We start from the raw sequence: 22,242 nt of genomic DNA on the forward strand, positions 1-22,242 counted from the left end.
TCGGGATTTTTTTTTGCCTTTTTCCCGTAAGTATAAATCATAAAATTTTCGTTAAATTCGTATTAAATATATTTTTGATGAATATTCTTTTATTGGAAGACGACCTTATTCTCTCAGCAGAGCTCTGCAGGTTTTTAGAGTCAAACAGCTTTACCTGTGACAAAATCTATGATGGCGAAACCTTTCTTCGTCAGATTAAAAATAATACCTATGACCTGTATCTGTTAGATATTAATGTTCCTAAAATAAACGGACTTGATGTTTGTCAGACGATCCGTTCTTTCGATAAAAATACCCCCATCATTATTATTTCGGCTTACGGAGATATTTCAGATAAAAAAGACGCATTCACGAGACTTGCCGATGACTATCTGGTAAAACCTTTTCAGTTTGAAGAACTTTTGCTGAGAATGAATTCACTGTTGAGAAGAAAATCACCGTCCGACACTGCTGATCAGGATATCATCAGGGTAGATGACCTGATTATTAATAAAACAGAACAGAAAGTCTATAGAGCAGGCAATGAAATAGCGCTTACCCTGAAAGAATTTCAACTGCTGGTTTATCTTGCCGAAGCACAGGGAAGAACCGTTTCCAAACAGCAGATCACCGAGCACGTATGGGAACATAATTTCAATACCAATACCAATACCGTAGAAGTCTACATCAATTTTTTGAGAAAGAAGATTGATAAAGATTTTAAACTTAAACTGATTCATACCCGTTCCGGTTTCGGATACTACCTAAGTACACTGTAGATGTCTTTAAAAAGAAAGATAGCATTAACGATCAGCGTAGCCTTTTCCCTGCTTTTTGCAATGGTGATGGCGGTGATCTATATGTCTTTTAATGATTTTAGAAGAGATGAATTCAAAGAAAGATTTAGACAGCGTCTCGAATTTACATCTCACTTCATTTCAAAGTCTAAAGATTTTGAAGAAGAAGCCCCTGTTTTTTTTAATGAAAACTCAGATAATATCCTTCTCAATGAAACCATCCTGATTTTTAATAGCGATAAAGAATTAATCTACAGCACCATCAAAGACCGAAATGTTACCTGGGATAGTGCCCTTCTCAAAGAGCTGGATGAAAGGAAGATTATATACACTGAGAAAACGGTTCCTGAAATATACGCCGCCCTTCGGAATATCAATGGCGAAAATTATTATATCCTCACCAGCGCTTTTGATACGAACGGAAAATCAAAACTGGAATATCTTAAGTACCTTTTGATTACAGCCTATGTCATGAGTACCCTTTTGATCGGCTTTTTCAGTTACTATTTTATGGGGCAGTTTCTGCGCCCTTTAGAAGATCTGAATACTGAAATTTCAGAGGTTACAGCCCATAAGCTGACCAAGCAGATTCCGGTCCAGGAGTCTAATGATGAGATCAATGTCCTGGCTAAATCTTTTAATACGATGATCGCGAGGCTGGATGATGTTTTTCAGTCCCAGAAAGATTTCACAGCAAGTGCCTCCCATGAAATCAGAACACCTATTACAAGAATGGCGTTTCAGCTTGAAAACCTGATCAAATTCGAAGAACATTCTCCGGAAACCCTGTCTTCTTTAAAACAGATTCAGCGTGATGTGTATCAGTTGTCTGATCTCACCAATTCTCTTTTACTGCTTACCAAATTCGACAAAGAGAATATTCAGAGCATTTATGAGGAAGTAAGGATTGATGAAGTGATATTTGAAGCTTTTGAAGCGGTAGAAAAAAGTTATCCTACTCTTAAGCTAGATTTCCTGATTTCTGAAGAGACCTCAGAAAACGGACTTCTGACCATAGGAGGGATTCATTCTCTTTTGGTAATTGTCTTTATCAATCTCTTTAAAAACGCGGCCGTATATTCTGACGATACTGAAGTGGATGTTTTAATCACGGAAAACAGTGATCAGCTCATAGTAGATGTAATGTCCCATGGAAATACAATCCCGGAAGAAGAGCAGGCAAAACTGTTTGAAGCTTTTATGAGAGGAAATAATTCTCAAAATATTTCAGGGTCTGGTCTCGGTCTAAGGATTGTCAAAAGGATCCTTGAATACCATGGTGCTATGATCATCTATTCTTCCCCAGAGGAAAATCTCAATAAATTCATTGTGATTTTTACTAAATAGTATTGATTGCCTGTTTTCTTTGTCATAATTTATACTACTCGCGTAAATACCAAACTATTTTTAAAAGTAGATTTAAGAATAACAGTATGCCGTGGTTAGTAATTGCCAATTTGATGTTAATTTTTAGTTAAACTTGGGATTGAATTTAACATAAAAAATCAACACTCGGGGATAAAAAACTGAGTAATAAACAAATTGAGACTTTCGGAAATCATTGTATTCATGGGAAATTTAATTTTTTTTTAAGGGTTCTTTAAGTTCGTTTTAATCGTATAAAAGCAATTTTGTATTTTAAAAATAAAATAATGAACAAAATTGCAGGGCTGTTGATTGCCATTTCCTCATTCATGGCAGGGCAGCAACAAATGTCGCTTTCAGACTGTGAAGAGGCATTTCAAAAAAACAATCTCCAGCTGCTTGCAGAGCAGTACAATATCAATATGGCTGATGCGGATATTCTGCAGGCTAAGATTTGGGAACTCCCCCAGTTGAGCGGGCAGATCAATGCCTACAATCCTGAAGGCAAAAAAGTTTTTGATATAGGAAGCGCTAAAGGAGCTCAGATTACCCAGCTTATCTATATGGGTGGAAAAAAGAAAAATGAAATTGCTTTCTCAAAATCAAATAAAGAACTTGCCCAGCTCCAGTTTTCCCAACTTCTGGTAGATCTTAGAACTCAGCTTCATGCTGCTTACTTCAATCTCTATTATGAGAAACTGAAACTCGATAATACAAATAAGCAGCTTGGCTACATGAATGATTTGCTCAGTGCTTATCGTGTCCAGTCTGCGAAAGGAAACGTATCCCTGAAGGATGAAGTCAGACTACAGAGTTTAGTGATTCAGCTCAACAATGACAAACTTGGAATCAATAAAAATATCCTTGACTTTGAGCAGAACTTAAAAGTACTTACCGGAATATCGGATGATATAGAACCACAGCTTGCTGATGCCGATGCTAAGGAAATCCTCGCAGCTCAACCTTTCGGAGATGAAAATGAATTAAAGAAAAAAGCACTGGAAAATAATTCCGACTATCTCTATTTCCTAAAACTAATTGACAACAGTAAGCTGTATTCCCAGTGGCAGAAATCCCTTAATGTTCCGGATCTGAATGTTGGAGCCGGATGGGACCAGAATGGAGGAACCTTTAAAAATGAGGTGAATCTTATGTTGGGAATTCCTTTGCCATTATGGAAATCCAATCAGGGGAATGTGGAAAAAGCCAATTATGCGATTCAGCAAAATCAGAAAAATGCTGAGTACCAGAAAATGAACCTTGAAACGAAAGTTCAGGCCGCCTATAAAACCTGGAAAAGTCAATACGATCAGTTTGCAGAAATTAAAACCACAGACCTTAGCAATATGGAACTGGTTTACGACGGAATGTTGAAAAATTTCAGAAAAGGGAACGTCAATCTGATAGAGTTTACAGATTTCATGGATAGTTACCGCGAAACAGCCCTCCAGATCTACGATATGAAGAACGAGATCATGCAATCTGCAGAACAACTTAATCAACTCATACAAACGAAAATCTTCTATTAAGCAATGAAAAAATATATAATCCCTGTACTGATAGCCTTCTCTTTGTTGTCATGTGCAAAAAAAGAAGAAGAAAAAGCTCCACAGGCAAAAAAAGGTTTTGAACTGAGCAATACCATGCTGAACTCCATCTCTTTAGCCAAGGCTGAGAAAAAAAACATAGAAGATCAATATAGTTTTTATGGGAAAATTTCTGCAGACAAGAACAGCTATATTGATGTATACCCATTGGTAGGCGGAAATGTTTTAAGTGTAAACGCTGAACTTGGCGATTACGTGAAAAAAGGACAGGTACTGGCCACAATAAGAAGTACCGAACTGGCAGAAGTTCAAAAAGATGTAAGTGATGCAAAGACCGATATGGTGGTTGCTCAAAATAACCTGCGTGTTGCCAAAGAAATGTACGAAGGTAAGCTGAATACAGAAAGGGAAGTCCTTGAGGCCAAAAGCATATTGCAGAAAGCCCAGGATCAGATGCAGAGAGCCACGGCAGTAAGTACAGTTTACAATGTGAAAAAAGGAAATATTTACAGTGTGGTAGCCCCCATCAGCGGATATATTGTTCAGAAAAATATTAATAAAGATATGCAGCTGAGAAGCGACAGAAGTGAGAATATTTTTGATGTAGCCAACACGACAAACGTCTGGGCGATCATGAACGTCAATGAAGCTGATATCGAAAAAATAAGCCTTGGAATGAAAGCACAGGTTTCCACCCTGTCTTATCCGGATAAAATTTTTGACGGAAGAATTGATAAAATATTCAAAATCATCGATCCGGAAACTAACTCCATGCAGGCAAGAGTCGTATTGGATAATGCCAATGGTCTTTTGATTCCGGAAAGTAAAGCCACCATTAAAGTGTCAAGTTCTGAAAACAGTACCGCACTTACCGTACCTTCAAAAGCAGTGATTTTTGATGATAACAGAAGTTTTGTGGTAGTTTTCAAATCCAGAACAGATATAAAAATTAAAGAAATAAAAATATTAAAGCAGGTAGGGGATATCACCTACGTCGTAGGTGGATTGTCTGAAGGTGAAGAAGTGATTACCAACAATCAGCTGCTGATCTACCGCTCTCTGAACAGTTAACAGTTGTCTGCAATGAATTCAATGTATTGGGCTTTGTCGAGTAAAATGCCTTTGCAAGCTTCATTTAGATGCCTCTGTAAATCCTGTTTTTCAGTTTTGGTGTTTGAAATTTTTATGATCAAATCCAATATTTCTTTCAACGGCTTTTTTAGGTCACCAATTTAATCTATCATGAATAAATTCATTAAAAATATAATTGCTTTCTCGCTAAAAAACAAAGCATTTACCTTTATCTGGGTAGCTATTCTGGCCATTGCTGGTTTTATAAGCTTCAAAAATATGCCTATTGAAGCTTTCCCCGATGTAACCAATACCCAGATTGTTATTATAACCCAATGGAATGGACGAAGTGCAGAAGAAGTAGAACGTTTTGTCACAACGCCCATCGAATTGGCCATGAGCCCGGTCCAGAAGAAAACAAGTGTGAGAAGTACCACGATGTTTGGTCTCTCTATCGTTAAAATTCTTTTCGACGACGGGGTGGATGATACTTTTGCCCGAAATCAGGTCAATAACCAATTAAGAACCGTAAACCTTCCTGATGAGGTGGATCCGGAAGTTCAGCCACCCTACGGGCCTACCGGGGAAATTTTCAGATATACGCTGGAAAGTAAAACAAAAGATTCAAGAGAACTGCTAACCCTTCAGAACTGGGTGATAGACCGTGCATTGAGAGGCGTTCCGGGCGTAGCAGACATCAATGTTTTCGGAGGACAGGATAAAGTATTTGAGTTAAGTATTGATCCCAGAGCTTTGGATAAATATAATCTGACTCCGCTTCAGGTGTATGATGCCGTTACCAAAAGTAATTTAAATGTAGGAGGGGATGTCATTGAAAAAAACGGTCAGGCTTATGTGGTAAGAGGAATAGGTCTTGTGAAATCTGTAGCAGACATTGGAAATATCACCATACAGAATGACAGTGGAAATCCTGTACTGGTAAGATATGTGGCAGACGTTCATGAAAGTTCCATGCCCAGAGTGGGGCAGGCCGGACTCAATAAACACGAAGATACCGTAGAAGGAATCGTTGTCATGAGAAAAGGAGAAAACCCGCGCGAAGTTCTCGTTGGGGTAAAAGCCAAGATTAAAGAACTCAATGAAAAAATCCTTCCGAAAGATGTCAAAATGGTCACATTCTATGACCGAGACAACCTCATGGACTTTACGACCCACACCGTAATGCATAACCTGATTGAAGGAATCATCCTCGTTACCGTAATCGTTTTGATTTTTATGGCTGACTGGAGAACGACCTTTATTGTTTCCATTATTATTCCTTTATCATTGTTGTTTGCATTCTTATGTTTAAAACTGGCCGGGATGAGTGCGAACCTCCTTTCTTTGGGGGCAGTAGATTTCGGGATTATCATTGACGGGGCGGTCGTCATGGTGGAAGGACTCTTTGTAATGCTCGACCATAAAGCCCTTAAATACGGAACAGAAAAGTTTAATAAACTGTCAAAAGGAGGCTGGATCAAACAGACCGGAACAGGCTTAGGGAAGGCCATCTTCTTTTCAAAATTAATTATTATCACCTCGCTGATCCCTATTTTCTCTTTCCAGAAAGTAGAAGGAAAGATGTTCTCACCATTGGCATTTACATTAGGATTTGCTTTGATAGGAGCATTGATTTTTACACTGACTTTAGTTCCTGTTTTGTCCCATATTCTACTCAATAAGAATGTTAGAGAAAAAAACAATCCATTTGTTAATTTCTGGGACAGAATAGTATTAAAAGGATTCAACTATACTTTTAAACATAAAAAGACGAGTTTAATTGTGGCCATATCGTTCATGGTGATCACTTTGTTCTCAGGGAAATTCTTGGGAACGGAATTCCTGCCGCAGCTGAATGAAGGTTCACTTTGGATCACCGCAGAAATGCCTATGAGTTCATCGTTAAAAGAATCTTTAAAGACAGCAGACCTCTTAAAGAAAGACATTATGAGTTTTTCTGAGGTGACCGATGTTTTGGCTCAAACCGGAAGAAGTAATGACGGAACAGACCCGAATGGATTTGGATTCGTACAGTTTGCCGTCAATCTTAAACCCAAAGATGAATGGAAACGTAAGATCAGCTATGAAGAATTGATCGAGGAGATAGATAAAAAACTCAGAAGCTACCAGGGAATCACTTTTAATTATTCACAGCCTATTTCAGATAACGTGGCAGAAGCAGTAGCAGGGTTTAAGGCAGAGAACGGAATTAAAATTTATGGTGATAATCTGGAAACCCTGGATAAATTGGCTGATGAGGTTTTAAAACAGATTAAAGATGTAGACGGGGTAAAAGATCCGGGAATCATTAAAAATATCGGTCAGCCGGAAGTAAGCGTAGTGCTGGACAGAGATAAAATGGCTGCTTACGGTGTGATGCCGGATGATGCACAATCTGTACTGGAAATGGCTTTTGGAGGAAAAACGGCTTCAGAGATGTTCGATGGCGAAAGGAAATTTCCGATCCGTCTCCGCTATTCCCAGGAATACAGAAAAGATGAAAACGATATTGCTGCTTTGATGGTACCTACACAGGACGGTGCAAAGATTCCGCTGAAAGAGATCAGTACCATTGTAAAAGATAACGGAGCAGCATTCATTTACAGAGATGATATTAAAAGATACATCGGCGTAAAATTCTCGATCCGTGACCGTGATTTAGGAAGTACCATAGCCGATGCGCAGAAAAAAGTGGCCAATGTGAACCTTCCTGATGGGTACTCCATCGGTTGGACAGGTCAGTTTGAAAATCAGCAGAGAGCTTCACACCGATTGGCGCAAGTGGTTCCAATCAGTATTTTGGGTATTTTCTTCCTATTATTCATCCTTTTTGGAAACATGAAAGATTCATTGCTGGTATTGGCCAACGTACCTTTTGCATTGATCGGGGGAATTATTGCCCTTCATATCACCAGAATGAACTTTGGAATTTCCGCCGGAGTTGGAATGATCGCCCTGCTCGGAATCTGTATACAGAACGGAGTAATCCTCATCACAGAGTTCCACCAGAATGTCAAAAACGGATTAAGTTTGGATAATGCCATATTAAACGGAGTAAAATCCAGAACGCGTCCTGTTATTATGACTGCACTGATGGCTTCAATTGGATTAATGCCTGCAGCGCTGTCTACAGGAATCGGTTCAGAATCCCAGAAACCTCTGGCGATCGTTATCATTGGAGGTTTAATGACCGCGACTGTATTAACCCTGCTGATCTTCCCGATTATATTCTGGATCTTCAACAGAACGAAGAAGTCCCAGCAGATTTAATATTTCTTCTATCTATAACAAGCGAAGCGCGGAAAACATTGTTTTCCGCGCTTCTTGGTATTGAAATAATAACTATGAGTCTTTTTAGAATCCTAATCCTACAGCAAAAGCTTTTACAGCATTAGGGTAATCAGCAACTGATGTAGCAGTCCCGTTGGTTGTATTGATCGAATATAGCTTTGTTGAGGTTCCTACCGTAGCCATTAAATAAGCTTTCTGGCTTACGCTTCCGATATCAAAACCATTGGCATTCGTAATATTAACCCCTAAAGAACCTGTTTCAACTAAAGTTCCATTGTTAGGCGGATTTTGCTGATACAGTTTATCCGTATTATGGTCAATCACAAATAGAGTAGTAGCGGTTGTCCCCGCAAAATTATTGGTATAAGCCGCTGCGCTGATCATGGCGCCTGCAGGATTAATAGTAGTGTCTACAGCGGTAATCCCGCCGGTTACCGGATCTAAACGAAGATTTTGTCCAGTATTACTCACGACACGTATTTTATCAACAACCGGATTAAAATCAAATCCAAAATCTGTTCCTGCAAGTAAAGTAGCAAATGGTGAACTTCCTACTGCTGTTGCAGCCCCTGTTCCTAAATTAATCGTGTAAATTCTGCTTGAACTTCCCAATGCATACAATTGCCCGTTTAAAGGACGGAAATCTATTCCTAAAATATTTTCTCCGGTTTGTAATCCCGCCACTGCTTTAGAAACAGGCACCGGACTGTTCGGATTAAATATCTGAAGGTTATTTGAATTGTCAATAGCATAGGCTACTGCTTCAGTCGGAATTGCAAGATCAATAACAGCCTGTTGAAGAGATCCTATAAAAGTTGTTTTACCGCTGCTTAAATCTAAAACGTGCAGCTTATCACTTAAAGCAACCAATGCCGTACTGTTATCATATTTAATATCAAAAGCAGCCTGTCCTGAGAATGTTGCTCCAAGACTTCCTACCTCTACCAAAGTTCCGTTATTGGGAGGATCTTGTTTAAAAAGTTTTCCTGAAACAGGATCAATATCATATAAAACAGTAGATGAAGCTCCAGCTTTACTGTTGGTGTACGCTACTCCGGTAATGCTCGGTGTTCCTGTGCCTGTTATATTGGTATCAGTAGCTGCAACGGCACCTGTTTCAGGATGCAGTCTTAAATTTTGCCCTGAATTACTTACCAAACGGATTCTGTCCACCGTTGGATTAAAATCAATAGAAGCTATCGTTCCGGAAACGGCAGGAGTGAAAGCGGTAGAACTTACAACTCTTGCTGAGGCAGAAGATGTATTGATGATGTATAATTTACTGGCATTGGATAAAGCATACAGTTCACCTGTAGCAGGTCTGAAATCGATACTCATTAATTTTTCACCTGAAGGAATTCCGGTCACTGCTGTTTTCGCAGCAAATGTTTTGGGATTATTGGCATTAAAAGAAACAAGTTCGTTCATTGAAGTAAGGCCATAGGCCATAAGATCAGGACCGGTAACAGTGGGGTCCGGGGTCATCATTGGATCATCAGAATCATTGCACGAAAAAAAAGTGGTTACGGTCATCAGGACCAGAAAGAAATGTAATAGTGTTCTCATAATATTATTTTTAATGGTTTATAACATCTACGAGAAAACACATAAGACGGTTTTTATACCCTTAATTTTAATGATAAAAAAAATATTTTAGGGTTCTATCCTGTTAGTAATTAATCATATAGTTTACAAATTCAAATAAAAACGTTAGACATGATTTTTTTCAATCCGGAAATTTGTGTAAATTTGCAGTCTCAATACATTGAAATATAAGGTTTGTGCTTCTTTGATTTGAATATTGAAATTTTTTTCATGAAAAAGGTTGTGGTATTTAAAAAATCATTATATTTGCACACCGAAAAATTGAAAAATAATAAAATAAATAATTTTAAATCATGGCAAAGGAAACGTTTAATCGTAACAAACCACACTTGAACATTGGTACTATTGGTCACGTTGACCATGGTAAAACTACTCTTACAGCTGCAATTTCTGCTGTATTAGCTAGCAAAGGTCTTGCTGAGAAAAAAGACTTCTCTGCAATTGACTCTGCTCCAGAAGAAAAAGAAAGAGGTATTACTATCAATACTGCTCACATTGAATACGAAACTGAAAAAAGACACTATGCTCACGTTGACTGTCCAGGTCACGCGGATTATGTAAAGAACATGGTAACTGGTGCTGCTCAAATGGATGGAGCTATCGTAGTATGTGCTGCAACTGACGGTCCTATGCCTCAGACTAGAGAACATATCCTACTTTGCCGTCAGGTAAACGTACCAAGAATCGTTGTTTTCATGAACAAAGTTGACATGGTAGATGATGCTGAGTTATTAGAGCTTGTTGAAATGGAGCTTAGAGACTTACTATCTACTTACGATTTTGACGGAGACAACTCTCCAGTAATTCAAGGTTCTGCATTAGGAGCTCTTACAGCTGCTACTGCTGCTACTCCTGATACTGAAGATAAATGGTTCAAGTCTGTTGAGGAATTAATGGATGCAGTTGATAACTGGATCGAGCAACCACCAAGAGATACTGACAAGCCATTCTTGATGCCAATCGAAGACGTATTCTCTATTACAGGTAGAGGTACTGTTGCAACGGGTAGAATCGAAGCTGGTATTATCAATACAGGTGATCCTGTTGATATCATCGGTATGGGTGAAGAAAAATTAACTTCTACGATTACAGGAGTTGAGATGTTCAGAAAAATTCTTGACAGAGGTGAAGCTGGAGATAACGTAGGTCTATTGTTGAGAGGTATTGAAAAAACTGACATCAAGAGAGGTATGGTAATCGCTAAGAAAGATTCTGTTAAGCCACACAAAAAATTCAAAGCTTCTGTTTATATCCTTTCTAAGGAAGAAGGTGGACGTCACACTCCATTCCACAACAAGTACCGTCCTCAGTTCTACGTAAGAACTACTGACGTTACAGGTGAGATCTTCTTACCAGAAGGTGTAGAAATGGTAATGCCTGGTGATAACTTAGAGATCACTGTAGAATTGTTACAGCCAATCGCTCTTAACGTAGGTCTTAGATTTGCGATCAGAGAAGGAGGTAGAACAGTTGGTTCAGGTCAGGTAACTGAAATCTTAGACTAATCATCTTAAAATAAATAAAGCTTCCGGAAGGAAACTCTCGGAAGCTTTTTATCTACGGGCATCGTCCAATGGTAGGATACCGGTCTCCAAAACCGTTGATCAGGGTTCGAATCCTTGTGCCCGTGCAAATATTAATTATGAGTTCATTTGTTGATTTTTTAAAAGGTTCTTATAACGAATTCAGACATAAAGTTGAATGGCCAAAGTGGTCTGATCTTCAGTCTTCCACTATTGTAGTAACTATAGCTACAGTGATTTTGGCATTGTTTACCTTTGGAGTTGATGAATTGTTTTCAAAAGCAATCAGCAACATAATTGGAATGCTAATTAACGTGTTCAACTAAAAAAGTATTTTCCCATAATGAGCGAATTGAAATGGTATGTGCTGAAAGCAATCAGCGGACAGGAAAATAAAGTGAAAAACTATATTGAGACAGAAATCAAACGTCTAGGGTTTGAGCAGTACGTGACTCAGGTGGTTATTCCTATGGAAAAGGTTATTCAGATAAGAAACGGTAAAAAAGTTCCTAAAGAGAAACCTTACTATCCTGGATACTTAATGATCGAAGCTGATCTGATGGGTGAAATTCCTCACGCAATTAAGAACATTCCGGGAGTAATATCTTTCCTGAGTTTAACCAAAGGAGGAGATCCTGTTCCAATGAGAAAGTCTGAAGTAAACAGAATGTTGGGAAGAATGGATGAGTTGTCAGAATTCGCAACTGACGTTGAGATTCCGTACATTGTAGGTGAAAACGTTAAAGTAATTGACGGACCTTTCAACGGATTCAACGGAACTGTTGAGAAGATTCTTGAAGACAAAAAGAAAATCGAAGTTTCTGTATTGATCTTCGGTAGAAAAACTCCAATGGAGCTTAGCTATATGCAAGTAGAAAAAGTATAATTGATACTTTTGAAATATATAAAGACCGCTTTTTAAAGCGGTCTTTTTTTGGTACCTGTAGTCATAGTTTCAAATTTTTTTAAAGGGAGACTTCAGAGAATTAATTTATTGTGAGGTTCCTAAAAAAGGGACTTTATTTTAACTTAGTTTTCACCTATTTGTGATAATTTGTTCGTTTTTTGTGAAAATAAAGAATTATTTTTTGATTTATTTTCATATGGCATGTTTCTTGTAAACAAGTAAGCAATTAATCCTTAAAGCTTTATCCTATTTAATTTATTTAACGCATAGCAGATGTAGAGAAACATCATTGGCTATACAGAATTAGAAAGGTAAACAATGAACTAAGGAATTAGTAAATACAAACACAATACATAAGTCCAATGACTAAAATTATTTCGATGGTGCTTCTCGCAAGCGCTGTATCTTTGAACGCACAGGTGGGTATCAATACCTCCAAGCCTGAAAAAGACCTCTCAGTAAACGGAACAATGAAAACATCAGGAATGATTTTCAAAAGTCCGTTAGAAAAGTTAGGCGCAGATGAAAATTATACATTCGTTATCAAATCTCCGGCACCGGAAAATAAAATTACGGCCTACAATGATTCTTTTGTACCTAATTCACCGGCACCCATTAATCTGATTCAGTTTAAAATTACCTGTGATCCTTCAGATAAGGACTGGGTCAATCAGTTTGATACCAAAATCAACTCCAACAAATTTCTTGTGGTAATTTCCTCATTCGGATTTACACAGCCTGTAAGAACCTATTCTGCCGACTGGCTTACACCTGTTCCACAGATTTTTGCCTATTCATCCGGTGGAACATGGAAGCTGAAAGCCGACTACCAGGGATTTGCTCCGGATAATTCCTTTCCTACAGGAGAATGGACGCTCAACCTGCTGGTTTTTGACAAAGCTTATGCAAAAGAAATGAACAATACTCAGGATCTGGGAGCTTCCACCACGGGTGCAGCTGCTGCTCCATTAATTCAATAAAAAAGATTGACATCATGAAAAAAATCACCACATTATTCCTTGTGGCGGGTGCTTTATGTGCTGCAAACGCACAGGTGGGTATTAATACTGCTAATCCTCAGGGAACTTTAGATGTAGCGGGAGAAACATTGGTTGAATCTTACCTTGTAGATACCGTCAATTCACCCGCAACAGGAAATTATTTTCTTCTCACCCGCTCAAAAGATACTTCACCTGTCGGAAAAGTCAAGATGCTGGATATTTCACTCCGTAATGTAGCCCCTGTGAATACATATAATATTATTCTTAGAAATGTAAGCCAGGATGAAGTCGTTAATCTCAATACTGGCCTGGAAACCAGTAAATATGTAGTGGCCATTACGGGTGCTGTTTTTACAAGCGCCGTTTCAGCGGTAAATACTTCAACCACACCCAAATCCTTCGGAGCTTATTCTACGGAAGTAACTCAGGTGACGAACGGAGGGAAAAAGTATCACGCTATTAATTTAAGCTTTAAAGGAGTTGGTACGGTGTCTTCAGTGAACGGTACCTGGACTCTTACCCTTAATGTATTTGAAAAATCACTGGTGAAAGAATGGGGAACCTTTACCGGGTCTGTATCCGCTTCAGCTTCGCCGGTTTATTCAGGAGTTTCAACCAATACGCCTTTAGGGCTTCAATAAATAATGATCATGGAAAAAAGAATTTACATTATAATGATATTATTTCTGGGAATGTTGGTAAATGCCCAGTCTGGAAGAGTAGGAATCAAAACCACTGATCCCAAAGAGACATTGGATGTTAACGGAAATACATACACCAATTCACTATATCTTAGAAATCCCGGAGAACCTACGATGACCGGAGGAAGTTTTTTGGCTACTTCTGAAAATTCGCTCCAGCTGTATGATCCTAAACTGGAAAGCAGCGGACTGTTCAATTATCTTAAGCTTTCTCTTACGGGAATATCCGGTGCGGGAATTACAGATTATGATACTAAAATAGATGCGGATAAGTTCTTGGTCGTAGTTCATAATTATTCATTTAAAATGAATGATGGTACTACCAATGTAGCTCTTGATTACGGCGATAACGGAACCAATGACAACAGACAGGGATCTCCTGATGTAACAGCATTTAAAAGTAAAGGGACTTGGCACATCAGAGCTAGGTTTACGGACAGTAAGCTTATTGCCCTTACATCTGCTAACCCTGGAAGAACCTATAATAATTTTACAATAGACCTCTATCTGATGGCCTATAAAAGACTTATCACTAAACAGAATATCGGCGATATTAATTCTGATCTCGGAGGAACGAATGGTTCAGCGAGTACGATCAACAAGCCGTCTGGTTTTTAGCAGGAGAAATGAATTGCTTATATAAAAGAAGTTGTCTGGAGGCAGCTTCTTTTATATTTTCTTGAGTTATTTTTTGAATGAGAAATTTTCTGAAAAGTCGGTTATCTTTAAAGTGTGGGTCTCTTTTGGTGAATCATGAATGGGTAATTATTTTTGAGTATTTCTTTACAAAGAGCTTTCTCTTTATGGAGACAATTTCAATTTCTAAAATGTACTTCTCTCCGGAAATCTGATTTACACAAATGCCCTATATGAAGTAACAAAGCTGATAGCTGATAGCTGTCTTATTTTATGATGAACTTATTTGTAACCAGGAGAATAGAGGTTAGCCGTAAAAAATAGATTTCAAAATAAGAATGTAAACTTTGTCGATTTCCGTTTCCGGCAGACACAAATAAAAAAATATTGATAATTCTTTCTAAAAATCAACACATTCCATTGGCTAATTCAAAAATATTTCATAATTTTGCAGTCCGAAAAGTAGATTTACTGTATGTGAGTCGGTGATCTGCTGAATAAATAATGCTTCCAAACTCATTAATTATTCAAACTAAAAAAAAATAAAATGGCTAAGAAAGTCTTTAAAATGGTAAAGCTTCAGGTGAAAGGTGGCGCAGCTAACCCTTCTCCACCGGTAGGTCCAGCATTGGGTTCTGCAGGTGTGAACATCATGGAGTTTTGTAAGCAATTTAACGGAAGAACCCAAGATAAGCCAGGGCAAGTTTTACCTGTAGTAATTACAGTATACGAAGACAAATCTTTTGAATTCGTTATTAAAACTCCACCTGCAGCGATCCAGTTGATGGATGCGGCTAAAATCAAAGGAGGTTCCGGTGAACCAAACAGAAATAAAGTAGGGGCTGTATCTTGGGATCAGGTTAAAAAGATCGCTGAAGATAAAATGGCAGACCTTAACTGTTTTACAATAGACTCTGCTCTTTCTATGGTAGCTGGTACTGCTAGATCTATGGGATTAAAAGTAACAGGAACTAAACCAACTAACGCTTAAAACTTACTGAAATGGCAAAATTAACTAAAAAGCAAAAAGAAGCTTTAAGCAAAGTAGAAAAAGGTAGAATCTATAACCTTGAAGAAGGTGCAGCTCTTGTAAAAGAAGTAAACACTACAAAGTTTGATGCTTCTGTAGATATCGCTGTAAGATTGGGTGTAGATCCAAGAAAAGCAAACCAAATGGTAAGAGGTGTAGTATCTCTTCCTCACGGAACTGGTAAAGACGTTAAAGTTTTAGCGCTTGTTACACCAGATAAAGAAGCTGAAGCTAAAGAAGCTGGAGCTGATTATGTAGGTCTTGACGAATATTTACAAAAAATAAAAGAGGGTTGGACAGATGTTGACGTTATCGTTACTATGCCAGCTGTTATGGGTAAATTAGGTCCATTAGGTAGAGTATTAGGACCAAGAGGTCTAATGCCTAACCCTAAATCAGGAACTGTAACCATGGAAATTGGTAAAGCAGTAACTGAAGTGAAAGCAGGTAAAATTGATTTCAAAGTAGATAAATACGGGATCATCCACGCAGGTATTGGTAAAGTATCTTTCGATGCTGATAAAATCAAAGAAAATGCTCAGGAATTAATCTCGACATTGATCAAAATGAAACCAACTGCTGCTAAAGGTACTTATGTGAAGAGCATTTATTTGTCTTCTACAATGAGCCCAGGTATTGCAATTGATAGTAAATCTGTTAACTAATAATAATCCTTAAGACAATGACAAAAGACCAAAAAGTTGTAGCAATACAAGAGATCAAAGACTTGCTTCAGGATGCGAAAGTAGTTTACGTAGCAGATCTAGACGGTTTGAACGCTGCTAAATCTTCTGATTTCAGAAGACAGGCTTTCAAACAGAATATCAAAGTGAAAGTGGTAAAAAATACACTTTTACAAAAAGCAATGGAGCAAATGGAAGGAGTAGATTACTCTGAAATGTTTGAAACGTTCAAAGGAAATTCAGCATTGATGATTTCTGATACGGCAAACGCTCCTGCAAAATTAATTCAAGGGTTCAGAAAGAAAGAAGATAAGCCAGCTTTAAAGTCTGCTTACCTTCAGGAAACTTTCTACGTTGGAGACGAAAACTTATCTGCACTTGCTAACATCAAGTCTAGAGAAGAAATGATCGGAGAAATCATCGGATTACTTCAATCTCCAATTCAAAGAGTTGTTTCTGCTCTTCAAAACAAACCTGAAACAGTAGAAGCTAAAGCTGAAGAAGCTGCTGCACCTGCTGCGGAAGAAACTCCTGCTGAGGCGGCTCCAGAAGCTCCTGCTGCAGAAAGCACGGAAGAAACTCCAAGTGCTGAATAATTACTCTCAAAAAATTAAATAAATAATCAACAAAAACATTACAACAATGTCAGATTTAAAAAATTTAGCTGAAACGCTAGTAAACCTTACTGTAAAAGACGTAAACGAATTAGCTACTATCCTTAAGGATGAGTACGGAATTGAGCCAGCTGCTGCTGCTGTAGTAGTTGCTGCAGGTGGTGGAGAAGCTGCTGAAGAAAAGACTGAATTCGACGTAATTCTTAAGTCTGCAGGTGCATCTAAATTAGCTATCGTTAAATTGGTAAAAGATTTAACTGGTGCTGGTCTTAAAGAAGCTAAAGATATCGTAGACGGAGCTCCTGCTGCTATCAAGCAAGGAATCTCTAAAGACGAAGCTGAAGCTCTTAAGAAGCAATTAGAAGAAGCTGGTGCTGAAGTAGAATTGAAATAATTCAGTTTACTATAAAATAGGAAGCCCGGACAGTAATGTCCGGGCTTTTTTTGTGGGGATTCAATTATTAAAACTGAAATATTCGCTAATCGTATTCAAATATGCATGATGGATGTAATTTCATATTTGATTATAATTATGAAATAATTAATAATTGATACGATTGAATGTTTATTATTTATAGAATAGCTTATTTTTATTGATTTTTTTGTATTATAATATTGTAATGTTTGAAAAATAACTATATTTGTATCGAAAAAAAACGCACAATTTGAAACAAAGTTACTTTATTTTCTACGGCTCTGCTGTAGCATATTGTATCAGTATGCTGGCTGCATTGCAGGTTGGGAATCTCAGCATTATATCTTCAGTGGTACAGAAGTCCACTGTTCAAAAATACCGTACGGATATCATGAATAGTTTCGAATACATCACAGCGAACTCTTCAGAAAACCCGCAATATGATCAACCTGGTACTAATCATTTTTTACCAGAAACAAGCACTAGTAGGGAATGGAACAAAGAAGTGTTCCGTTTAAAAAATAACTATTATTCTGGAACTGATTACAGTACATTCAATTACTTCGCTCTAATTCATTATTCTCATAGCAGAATTCTCTCTTTTATTACATCAGATCAACACCATATCAACCCTCCATCTATAGAAACAAGGACTAGGAAATACCAGAAATCCAATGTCCATTTGTCTGTAGATTCTAAAAGTACGAAAGGATTTAGCGACATCATTAAGTTTCCTGACAAATTATCTTAGGCAGACTCTCTAATAGGTATCCAATCCATTCGCTTTAACGAAAAACAACAATGTTCTCCTCTTTATGCGGGTGAAAGGATCTCTGTACTTATTAATAAAAAATAAACACACAAAAAAACAAAATTCACTAAAAATGAAAAACAGATTATTTACGATCGCAGCCATGGCTCTCTCTTTTGGGGCAGACGCACAAGTAGGAATTAATACTAATCAGCCCCAGGCAAGCCTTGATGTGGTGGGTTTTCCTTTAAACACAAATAAATTGGATGGCATTATTGCACCCAGGATTTCAGTAAGTCAGTTGACTGCTAAAACCTATACTACTGCTCAAACCGGAGCTTTGGTTTACGTAACGGCTATCGATGCTGCTCCTGCTGTTCAGACGGTTAATGTTACTGCTTCCGGTTACTATTATTTTGACGGATCACTATGGCAGAAGCAGACAGGAACGGAATGGCAGGTTAAAGGAAATGCCGTTGGCGAAATTTCTACATCAGCAGAAACTTTAGGAGTTGCTCCGATTTCAGCTAATTATCTGGGACCTAAAGGATCTGCAGATCTTGTTATGATCAGTGCGAATAAAGTTCATGCAGTTCTTGATGCTGCAGGAGGACTCTCAGGCGGTGGTGAAAATGCTTCCAGCCTCTCATGGGGAAGTACGAATACGGTCAATAACACTTCAAATAATATAGCCCTTGGAAGAGGAAATACAGCGACGGCTTCAGCGGCTAATTTTCCCGGAATAGCGATAGGCTCAGGAAATACCGCTACAGCGGGGGGGAAAGTGTTTGGTACAGGAAATTCGGCAATATCATCCGACAATTTTGCTTTTGGAGGTTTTAATAAAACCGGAAACTCTGTAGCCGTTGCAGTAGGTTACTCAAATGATGCTTCAAATGGTGGCTTCGCATTCGGGGCCAACAATAATGTGACCTTAAATAATTTTGCTCTTGGAAGCAATAATACGGTAAGTGGGACAGGTTCTGTTGCCATTGGAATTAATGGTACCTCAGTGGCTGCCCAATCAACCTACGCCAATACTTCTCACGTATTTTCAGGACAAGGGAATGCGGGAACAGTGATTACGGATGTTGGGATCAATGTCACGCCTAGCTCAACCAATTATGCGGATCTTGAAATAAGTAAGGCTCTTCAGATAAAGGCTTCTGCTGCAAGACCAGCTTGTGATTCAAGTAATGCAGGATCAGTACTTTATGAAGTCACCACTACACTGGGAGTAACCAGCGGTACTTTTATCGGTTGCAGACAGACTGGTAATGCTGTGTACGGATGGCAAAATCTATAATCAATAGACACAAACCTTAACAAAAAAAAATAAAACAAAAAATGACAAAAAAATTATTCGAAAAATGGGCGTCAGTATTTCTGGTGTTGATCATCTCAGCATCAGCATTCGCACAAAAAGGCTATGAACCTATCCGTGGAATGGGGGTGGAAGCCAAACCTGTTAACAACTCAGGGATCTGTCTGGCTTGTTATAGCGGAAGCATGAATCCGGTGGTGGATGCGAATCTTGATAACAGCGTAAGCATGGGTAATTTTGCTTCCCTGTTGAGTGGAAATGGTATTTCAGTAAAAAATACAAATACCACTTATCCGGCAGGATATATCACGGGATTTAATGTAGACCTTGGAACAAGTTTTATCACAGTAGACCTGTTAAGTTCATTACGAATCAGTACCTACAAAAATGGTGTGCTTCAGGAAACCACGACAAGCAGTACATTATTGTCTGTACCGGCATTTGGAGGGAGTAAAAACAGAATTTTCCTGCATTTAAAAACAACAAAAGAATTTAATGAAGTAAGACTCTATCAGACCAACGTACTGTCTTTGTTCAGTGCAATGAATGTATATTATGCATTCGCGTTTGATCCCGCCAAAGTTCCTGTTGACCAGAATAATATCTGTGATGATATTATTGCTGGAAGTGGGGTAGACGGTAATGTATCCGGAAGCAGCAGTTTTATTGCTCCGCTTTCTTTTGTTCAGAATAGAGAAAGAATCGGAGATGGTGATAAAAATTCCTACGGGTCTATTGTATTGCCTGCAGGTCTTCTTGGATCTTATTCAGTGGGGGTTTTAGATAAAAATCAGGTATATCCTGCAGGAAACAAAGCAGGTTTTGTCATCTCTCCTGATGATGAAGGAAAACTTATAAGTGCAGAATTCCTGAAAAATATCACGGTAGAAACTTATTTATATGGCCAGCTGCAGGATTCCAGAACATTATTAGATGGAGGAGGATTGATCAATATCAAAGTATTAGGTTTTGGTTCAGGAAAACAGAAGGTTACCCTTACCTCTTCCAAGCCTTTTAACGAAGTACGTTTAAAAGTGACGCAGACTTTAGGGATTAATTTAGGATCTTTAAAAGTGTATTATGCATTTGAGGAGCCTGCATCTTGTGACTGTAACGATAAAATTCAGACAAGTGGTTCTGCGATTGCCGGTAATCTGGTAACGGGAACCAACTGGACATCCGGTCCTGGATTTCTTGGTCTTATTTTGGCGAAAATGACCAACCCTTCTGCTATTGTGGATACCAATACTTCTAATTATGCTACAGCAACGATTCCTGCAGCGTCATTTCTGAGTATTTTCTCTTCCTATGCAACGGTGGATACCAATACTATGCTTCCAGCCAATACATACGCCGGATTTACATTGGAAAAAGCGGCCAATTTGATCGGGGTAAGTGTTCTTGAAAATATTAGGGTGACTCTTTATAACAATAATACTCAAACAGATGTTTTCACAAGTACAGGAAGCCTGATTAGTGGAAACTTCTTCACAACAGATTCAAACAAATTTTATGTCGGAGGTAAGGCGACAAAACCTTTTAACCGTATTAAAATAACTTTCTACAGCGGTACAGGAATTCGTATTCCTCAGAATTACTACATCTATAATGCATTTGCCAGCAGAGATGATGATAATGATGGGATTCCAAACTGTTTTGACCAATGTTCAAACGGTAATGACAGTATCGATATGAATGGAAACGGTATTCCTGATTGTGCAGAAGGATGTACAGCAGTGAATGATAAATCCCCTTCATTAGATACTGATGCAGATGGTATTAAAGATGCTTGTGATCTTGATTCTGATAACGATGGAATTCCGGATGCTCTTGAAGATCTTGATCAGAACGGAAAATTTGAAGATGATGATACAGAAGGAGTTTTTGGTCCTGTACAGGTATTGGGAGACGGGATTTCCAGCTACCTGGATTTAGATTCTGATAATGATGGTATTTTAGACTTATCTGAATCGGGTATTCCTGCATCTGTAATCAGTCAGATTGATACAGACCGTAACGGTATTATAGATAGTAATGTTGCCGTAGGAAATAATGGTATTGCCGATATCCTGGAAACTTCTCCGGATTCAGGAATATTGAAATATCCTCTTAAAAATACAGATGGTGATGATAAACCTGATTTTATTGATTTAAATTCAAATGGAGCTGATTATGATCTTTATGCTATTGGTAAAGATAATCTAGATGACTTCGGGGCAGGATTTATTTCCAGAATTAATGATCTTGATAAAGATGGTATTCAGGCGGTAGTAGATACAGACCTTGTCAGAAGAGGAGCACCGAATTCTCCACTATCCCCTTATATCTCTCTGTTGAAAATCGGTCAGGCATCAGCAAAAGCAATTACTGATTCTGATATTACTGAAAAGGCTAATGATATCAAAGTATATCCTAATCCTGTAAAATCAGGTGAAAACCTTAATGTTAAGTCTGAAGAAACCGGTATTTACAGTGTGTTCTCTGCTCAGGGGCAGCTGATCAGATCTGACAAATTCTCAGGCAATACTGAAATCAGTACAGCTTCACTGCCGGCAGGTGTTTACATTGTGAAAATAGAAACCAGAACAACCGTAAAATCTTATAAGATTGTTGTAAAATAATTTCTCAGATACGATAAAAGCAATGGCCGCCCTTAGGAGCGGCCATTTTTATATTTAACTCGTTTAACGATCTCAAAATGAGAGGTTTTATTTGTGTATATGCAGAAATTTTTGTAATTTTGTCCCTCTTTTGGCGCGAATAATTGTACATAAACCTGTAAAATATTGTAAATCAGCTCTTTCATGCAAATAGTGAAAGGGGTTTCGTGTGTATAGGTATAGCGGCTATTCTGCCTCAAAAGTTAATAAGAATATTTTGCATTACGCTGTGAAAAGATATACCAGCGTTGCAGTTAGGAATCAGATTCTAAGAATAAAGAAAAAAGATTAAAGACTATTTCTAATAGCGCCAAACATTTGAAGTCTTTTATTTTTCTTGAT

At 38.1% G+C, this 22,242-nt stretch carries 19 protein-coding genes and 1 tRNA gene; 19 read left to right on the top strand and 1 reads right to left on the bottom strand.

The window, feature by feature from the left end:
- Positions 1-77 precede the first annotated feature (77 nt).
- From EG346_RS09455 to EG346_RS09475, 5 genes are all read left to right on the top strand, one after another.
- Entirely contained in the window at positions 78-758 is a 681-nt protein-coding gene (locus EG346_RS09455) for a response regulator transcription factor (protein ID WP_073329675.1), read from the top strand.
- Positions 759-2,123 (top strand): ATP-binding protein, encoded by a 1,365-nt coding sequence (locus EG346_RS09460; protein ID WP_073329678.1) that lies wholly within the window; start codon positions 759-761, stop codon positions 2,121-2,123.
- 305 nt (positions 2,124-2,428) lie between these two features.
- Positions 2,429-3,670: a TolC family protein gene (locus tag EG346_RS09465; RefSeq protein ID WP_123878226.1), complete on the top strand. Its 1,242-nt coding sequence runs from the start codon at positions 2,429-2,431 to the stop codon at positions 3,668-3,670.
- 3 nt (positions 3,671-3,673) lie between these two features.
- On the top strand, positions 3,674-4,759 hold the full coding sequence (locus tag EG346_RS09470; protein ID WP_123878227.1) for an efflux RND transporter periplasmic adaptor subunit: 1,086 nt from the start codon (positions 3,674-3,676) through the stop codon (positions 4,757-4,759).
- A 171-nt stretch (positions 4,760-4,930) separates the two neighbouring features.
- Positions 4,931-8,029, top strand: coding sequence for an efflux RND transporter permease subunit (locus EG346_RS09475; protein ID WP_123878228.1), 3,099 nt, complete (start codon positions 4,931-4,933; stop codon positions 8,027-8,029).
- Between the two features lie 84 nt (positions 8,030-8,113).
- On the opposite strand, the gene EG346_RS09480 is transcribed toward EG346_RS09475, so the two are convergent.
- Positions 8,114-9,616: a DUF4394 domain-containing protein gene (locus EG346_RS09480; RefSeq protein ID WP_123878229.1), complete on the bottom strand. Its 1,503-nt coding sequence runs from the start codon at positions 9,614-9,616 to the stop codon at positions 8,114-8,116.
- A 332-nt stretch (positions 9,617-9,948) separates the two neighbouring features.
- On the opposite strand from EG346_RS09480, the gene tuf reads away from it, so the two are divergent.
- The 14 genes from tuf to EG346_RS09550 all read left to right on the top strand — a co-directional run bounded on the left by tuf (position 9,949) and on the right by EG346_RS09550 (position 21,861).
- The gene (gene tuf, locus EG346_RS09485; protein WP_034749673.1) at positions 9,949-11,160 is read left to right on the top strand and encodes an elongation factor Tu; all 1,212 of its coding nucleotides are present in this window, start codon (positions 9,949-9,951) and stop codon (positions 11,158-11,160) included.
- A 54-nt stretch (positions 11,161-11,214) separates the two neighbouring features.
- Positions 11,215-11,285 (top strand) — tRNA-Trp (locus tag EG346_RS09490).
- Positions 11,286-11,297: 12 nt separating this feature from the next.
- Positions 11,298-11,504: a preprotein translocase subunit SecE gene (gene secE / locus EG346_RS09495; protein ID WP_034723808.1), complete on the top strand. Its 207-nt coding sequence runs from the start codon at positions 11,298-11,300 to the stop codon at positions 11,502-11,504.
- Positions 11,505-11,521: 17 nt separating this feature from the next.
- Complete coding sequence (gene nusG, locus EG346_RS09500) at positions 11,522-12,064, top strand: transcription termination/antitermination protein NusG (protein WP_073329689.1); 543 nt, start codon at positions 11,522-11,524, stop codon at positions 12,062-12,064.
- Positions 12,065-12,447: 383 nt separating this feature from the next.
- A complete protein-coding gene (locus tag EG346_RS09505; RefSeq protein ID WP_073329692.1) occupies positions 12,448-13,065 on the top strand; it encodes a hypothetical protein in 618 nt (205 codons plus the stop codon).
- Between the two features lie 14 nt (positions 13,066-13,079).
- Entirely contained in the window at positions 13,080-13,727 is a 648-nt protein-coding gene (locus tag EG346_RS09510) for a hypothetical protein (protein WP_123878230.1), read from the top strand.
- A gap of 9 nt (positions 13,728-13,736) precedes the next feature.
- The gene (locus tag EG346_RS09515; protein ID WP_123878231.1) at positions 13,737-14,405 is read left to right on the top strand and encodes a hypothetical protein; all 669 of its coding nucleotides are present in this window, start codon (positions 13,737-13,739) and stop codon (positions 14,403-14,405) included.
- Positions 14,406-14,970: 565 nt separating this feature from the next.
- Complete coding sequence (rplK, locus tag EG346_RS09520) at positions 14,971-15,414, top strand: 50S ribosomal protein L11 (protein WP_073329698.1); 444 nt, start codon at positions 14,971-14,973, stop codon at positions 15,412-15,414.
- An 11-nt stretch (positions 15,415-15,425) separates the two neighbouring features.
- Complete coding sequence (rplA, locus tag EG346_RS09525) at positions 15,426-16,118, top strand: 50S ribosomal protein L1 (RefSeq protein WP_073329701.1); 693 nt, start codon at positions 15,426-15,428, stop codon at positions 16,116-16,118.
- A gap of 17 nt (positions 16,119-16,135) precedes the next feature.
- Entirely contained in the window at positions 16,136-16,732 is a 597-nt protein-coding gene (gene rplJ, locus EG346_RS09530) for a 50S ribosomal protein L10 (protein WP_073329704.1), read from the top strand.
- 46 nt (positions 16,733-16,778) lie between these two features.
- Entirely contained in the window at positions 16,779-17,144 is a 366-nt protein-coding gene (gene rplL / locus EG346_RS09535) for a 50S ribosomal protein L7/L12 (RefSeq protein ID WP_034749652.1), read from the top strand.
- Positions 17,145-17,415: 271 nt separating this feature from the next.
- On the top strand, positions 17,416-17,916 hold the full coding sequence (locus EG346_RS09540; RefSeq protein ID WP_123878232.1) for a hypothetical protein: 501 nt from the start codon (positions 17,416-17,418) through the stop codon (positions 17,914-17,916).
- Positions 17,917-18,049: 133 nt separating this feature from the next.
- Complete coding sequence (locus EG346_RS09545) at positions 18,050-19,222, top strand: phage tail-like protein (protein ID WP_123878233.1); 1,173 nt, start codon at positions 18,050-18,052, stop codon at positions 19,220-19,222.
- A 41-nt stretch (positions 19,223-19,263) separates the two neighbouring features.
- Positions 19,264-21,861 carry a T9SS type A sorting domain-containing protein gene (locus EG346_RS09550; RefSeq protein WP_123878234.1) on the top strand — a complete coding sequence of 866 codons (2,598 nt, stop codon included), beginning with the start codon at positions 19,264-19,266 and terminating at the stop codon, positions 21,859-21,861.
- The last annotated feature ends 381 nt before the right edge of the window (positions 21,862-22,242 follow it).

Source organism: Chryseobacterium carnipullorum (assembly GCF_003815695.1).
Lineage (GTDB): Bacteria > Bacteroidota > Bacteroidia > Flavobacteriales > Weeksellaceae > Chryseobacterium > Chryseobacterium carnipullorum.

Bases quoted from the DNA above. Each gene is read 5' to 3' on its own strand.
- EG346_RS09545 (WP_123878233.1), top strand. From the start codon at position 18,050: ATGAAAAACAGATTATTTACGATCGCAGCCATGGCTCTCTCTTTTGGG.
- EG346_RS09470 (WP_123878227.1), top strand. From the start codon at position 3,674: ATGAAAAAATATATAATCCCTGTACTGATAGCCTTCTCTTTGTTGTCA.
- rplK (WP_073329698.1), top strand. From the start codon at position 14,971: ATGGCTAAGAAAGTCTTTAAAATGGTAAAGCTTCAGGTGAAAGGTGGC.
- rplA (WP_073329701.1), top strand. From the start codon at position 15,426: ATGGCAAAATTAACTAAAAAGCAAAAAGAAGCTTTAAGCAAAGTAGAA.
- EG346_RS09515 (WP_123878231.1), top strand. From the start codon at position 13,737: ATGGAAAAAAGAATTTACATTATAATGATATTATTTCTGGGAATGTTG.
- EG346_RS09480 (WP_123878229.1), bottom strand. From the start codon at position 9,616: ATGAGAACACTATTACATTTCTTTCTGGTCCTGATGACCGTAACCACT.
- nusG (WP_073329689.1), top strand. From the start codon at position 11,522: ATGAGCGAATTGAAATGGTATGTGCTGAAAGCAATCAGCGGACAGGAA.
- EG346_RS09465 (WP_123878226.1), top strand. From the start codon at position 2,429: ATGAACAAAATTGCAGGGCTGTTGATTGCCATTTCCTCATTCATGGCA.
- EG346_RS09510 (WP_123878230.1), top strand. From the start codon at position 13,080: ATGAAAAAAATCACCACATTATTCCTTGTGGCGGGTGCTTTATGTGCT.
- rplL (WP_034749652.1), top strand. From the start codon at position 16,779: ATGTCAGATTTAAAAAATTTAGCTGAAACGCTAGTAAACCTTACTGTA.
- EG346_RS09455 (WP_073329675.1), top strand. From the start codon at position 78: ATGAATATTCTTTTATTGGAAGACGACCTTATTCTCTCAGCAGAGCTC.
- EG346_RS09460 (WP_073329678.1), top strand. From the start codon at position 759: ATGTCTTTAAAAAGAAAGATAGCATTAACGATCAGCGTAGCCTTTTCC.
- rplJ (WP_073329704.1), top strand. From the start codon at position 16,136: ATGACAAAAGACCAAAAAGTTGTAGCAATACAAGAGATCAAAGACTTG.
- secE (WP_034723808.1), top strand. From the start codon at position 11,298: ATGAGTTCATTTGTTGATTTTTTAAAAGGTTCTTATAACGAATTCAGA.
- EG346_RS09550 (WP_123878234.1), top strand. From the start codon at position 19,264: ATGACAAAAAAATTATTCGAAAAATGGGCGTCAGTATTTCTGGTGTTG.
- EG346_RS09505 (WP_073329692.1), top strand. From the start codon at position 12,448: ATGACTAAAATTATTTCGATGGTGCTTCTCGCAAGCGCTGTATCTTTG.
- EG346_RS09475 (WP_123878228.1), top strand. From the start codon at position 4,931: ATGAATAAATTCATTAAAAATATAATTGCTTTCTCGCTAAAAAACAAA.
- tuf (WP_034749673.1), top strand. From the start codon at position 9,949: ATGGCAAAGGAAACGTTTAATCGTAACAAACCACACTTGAACATTGGT.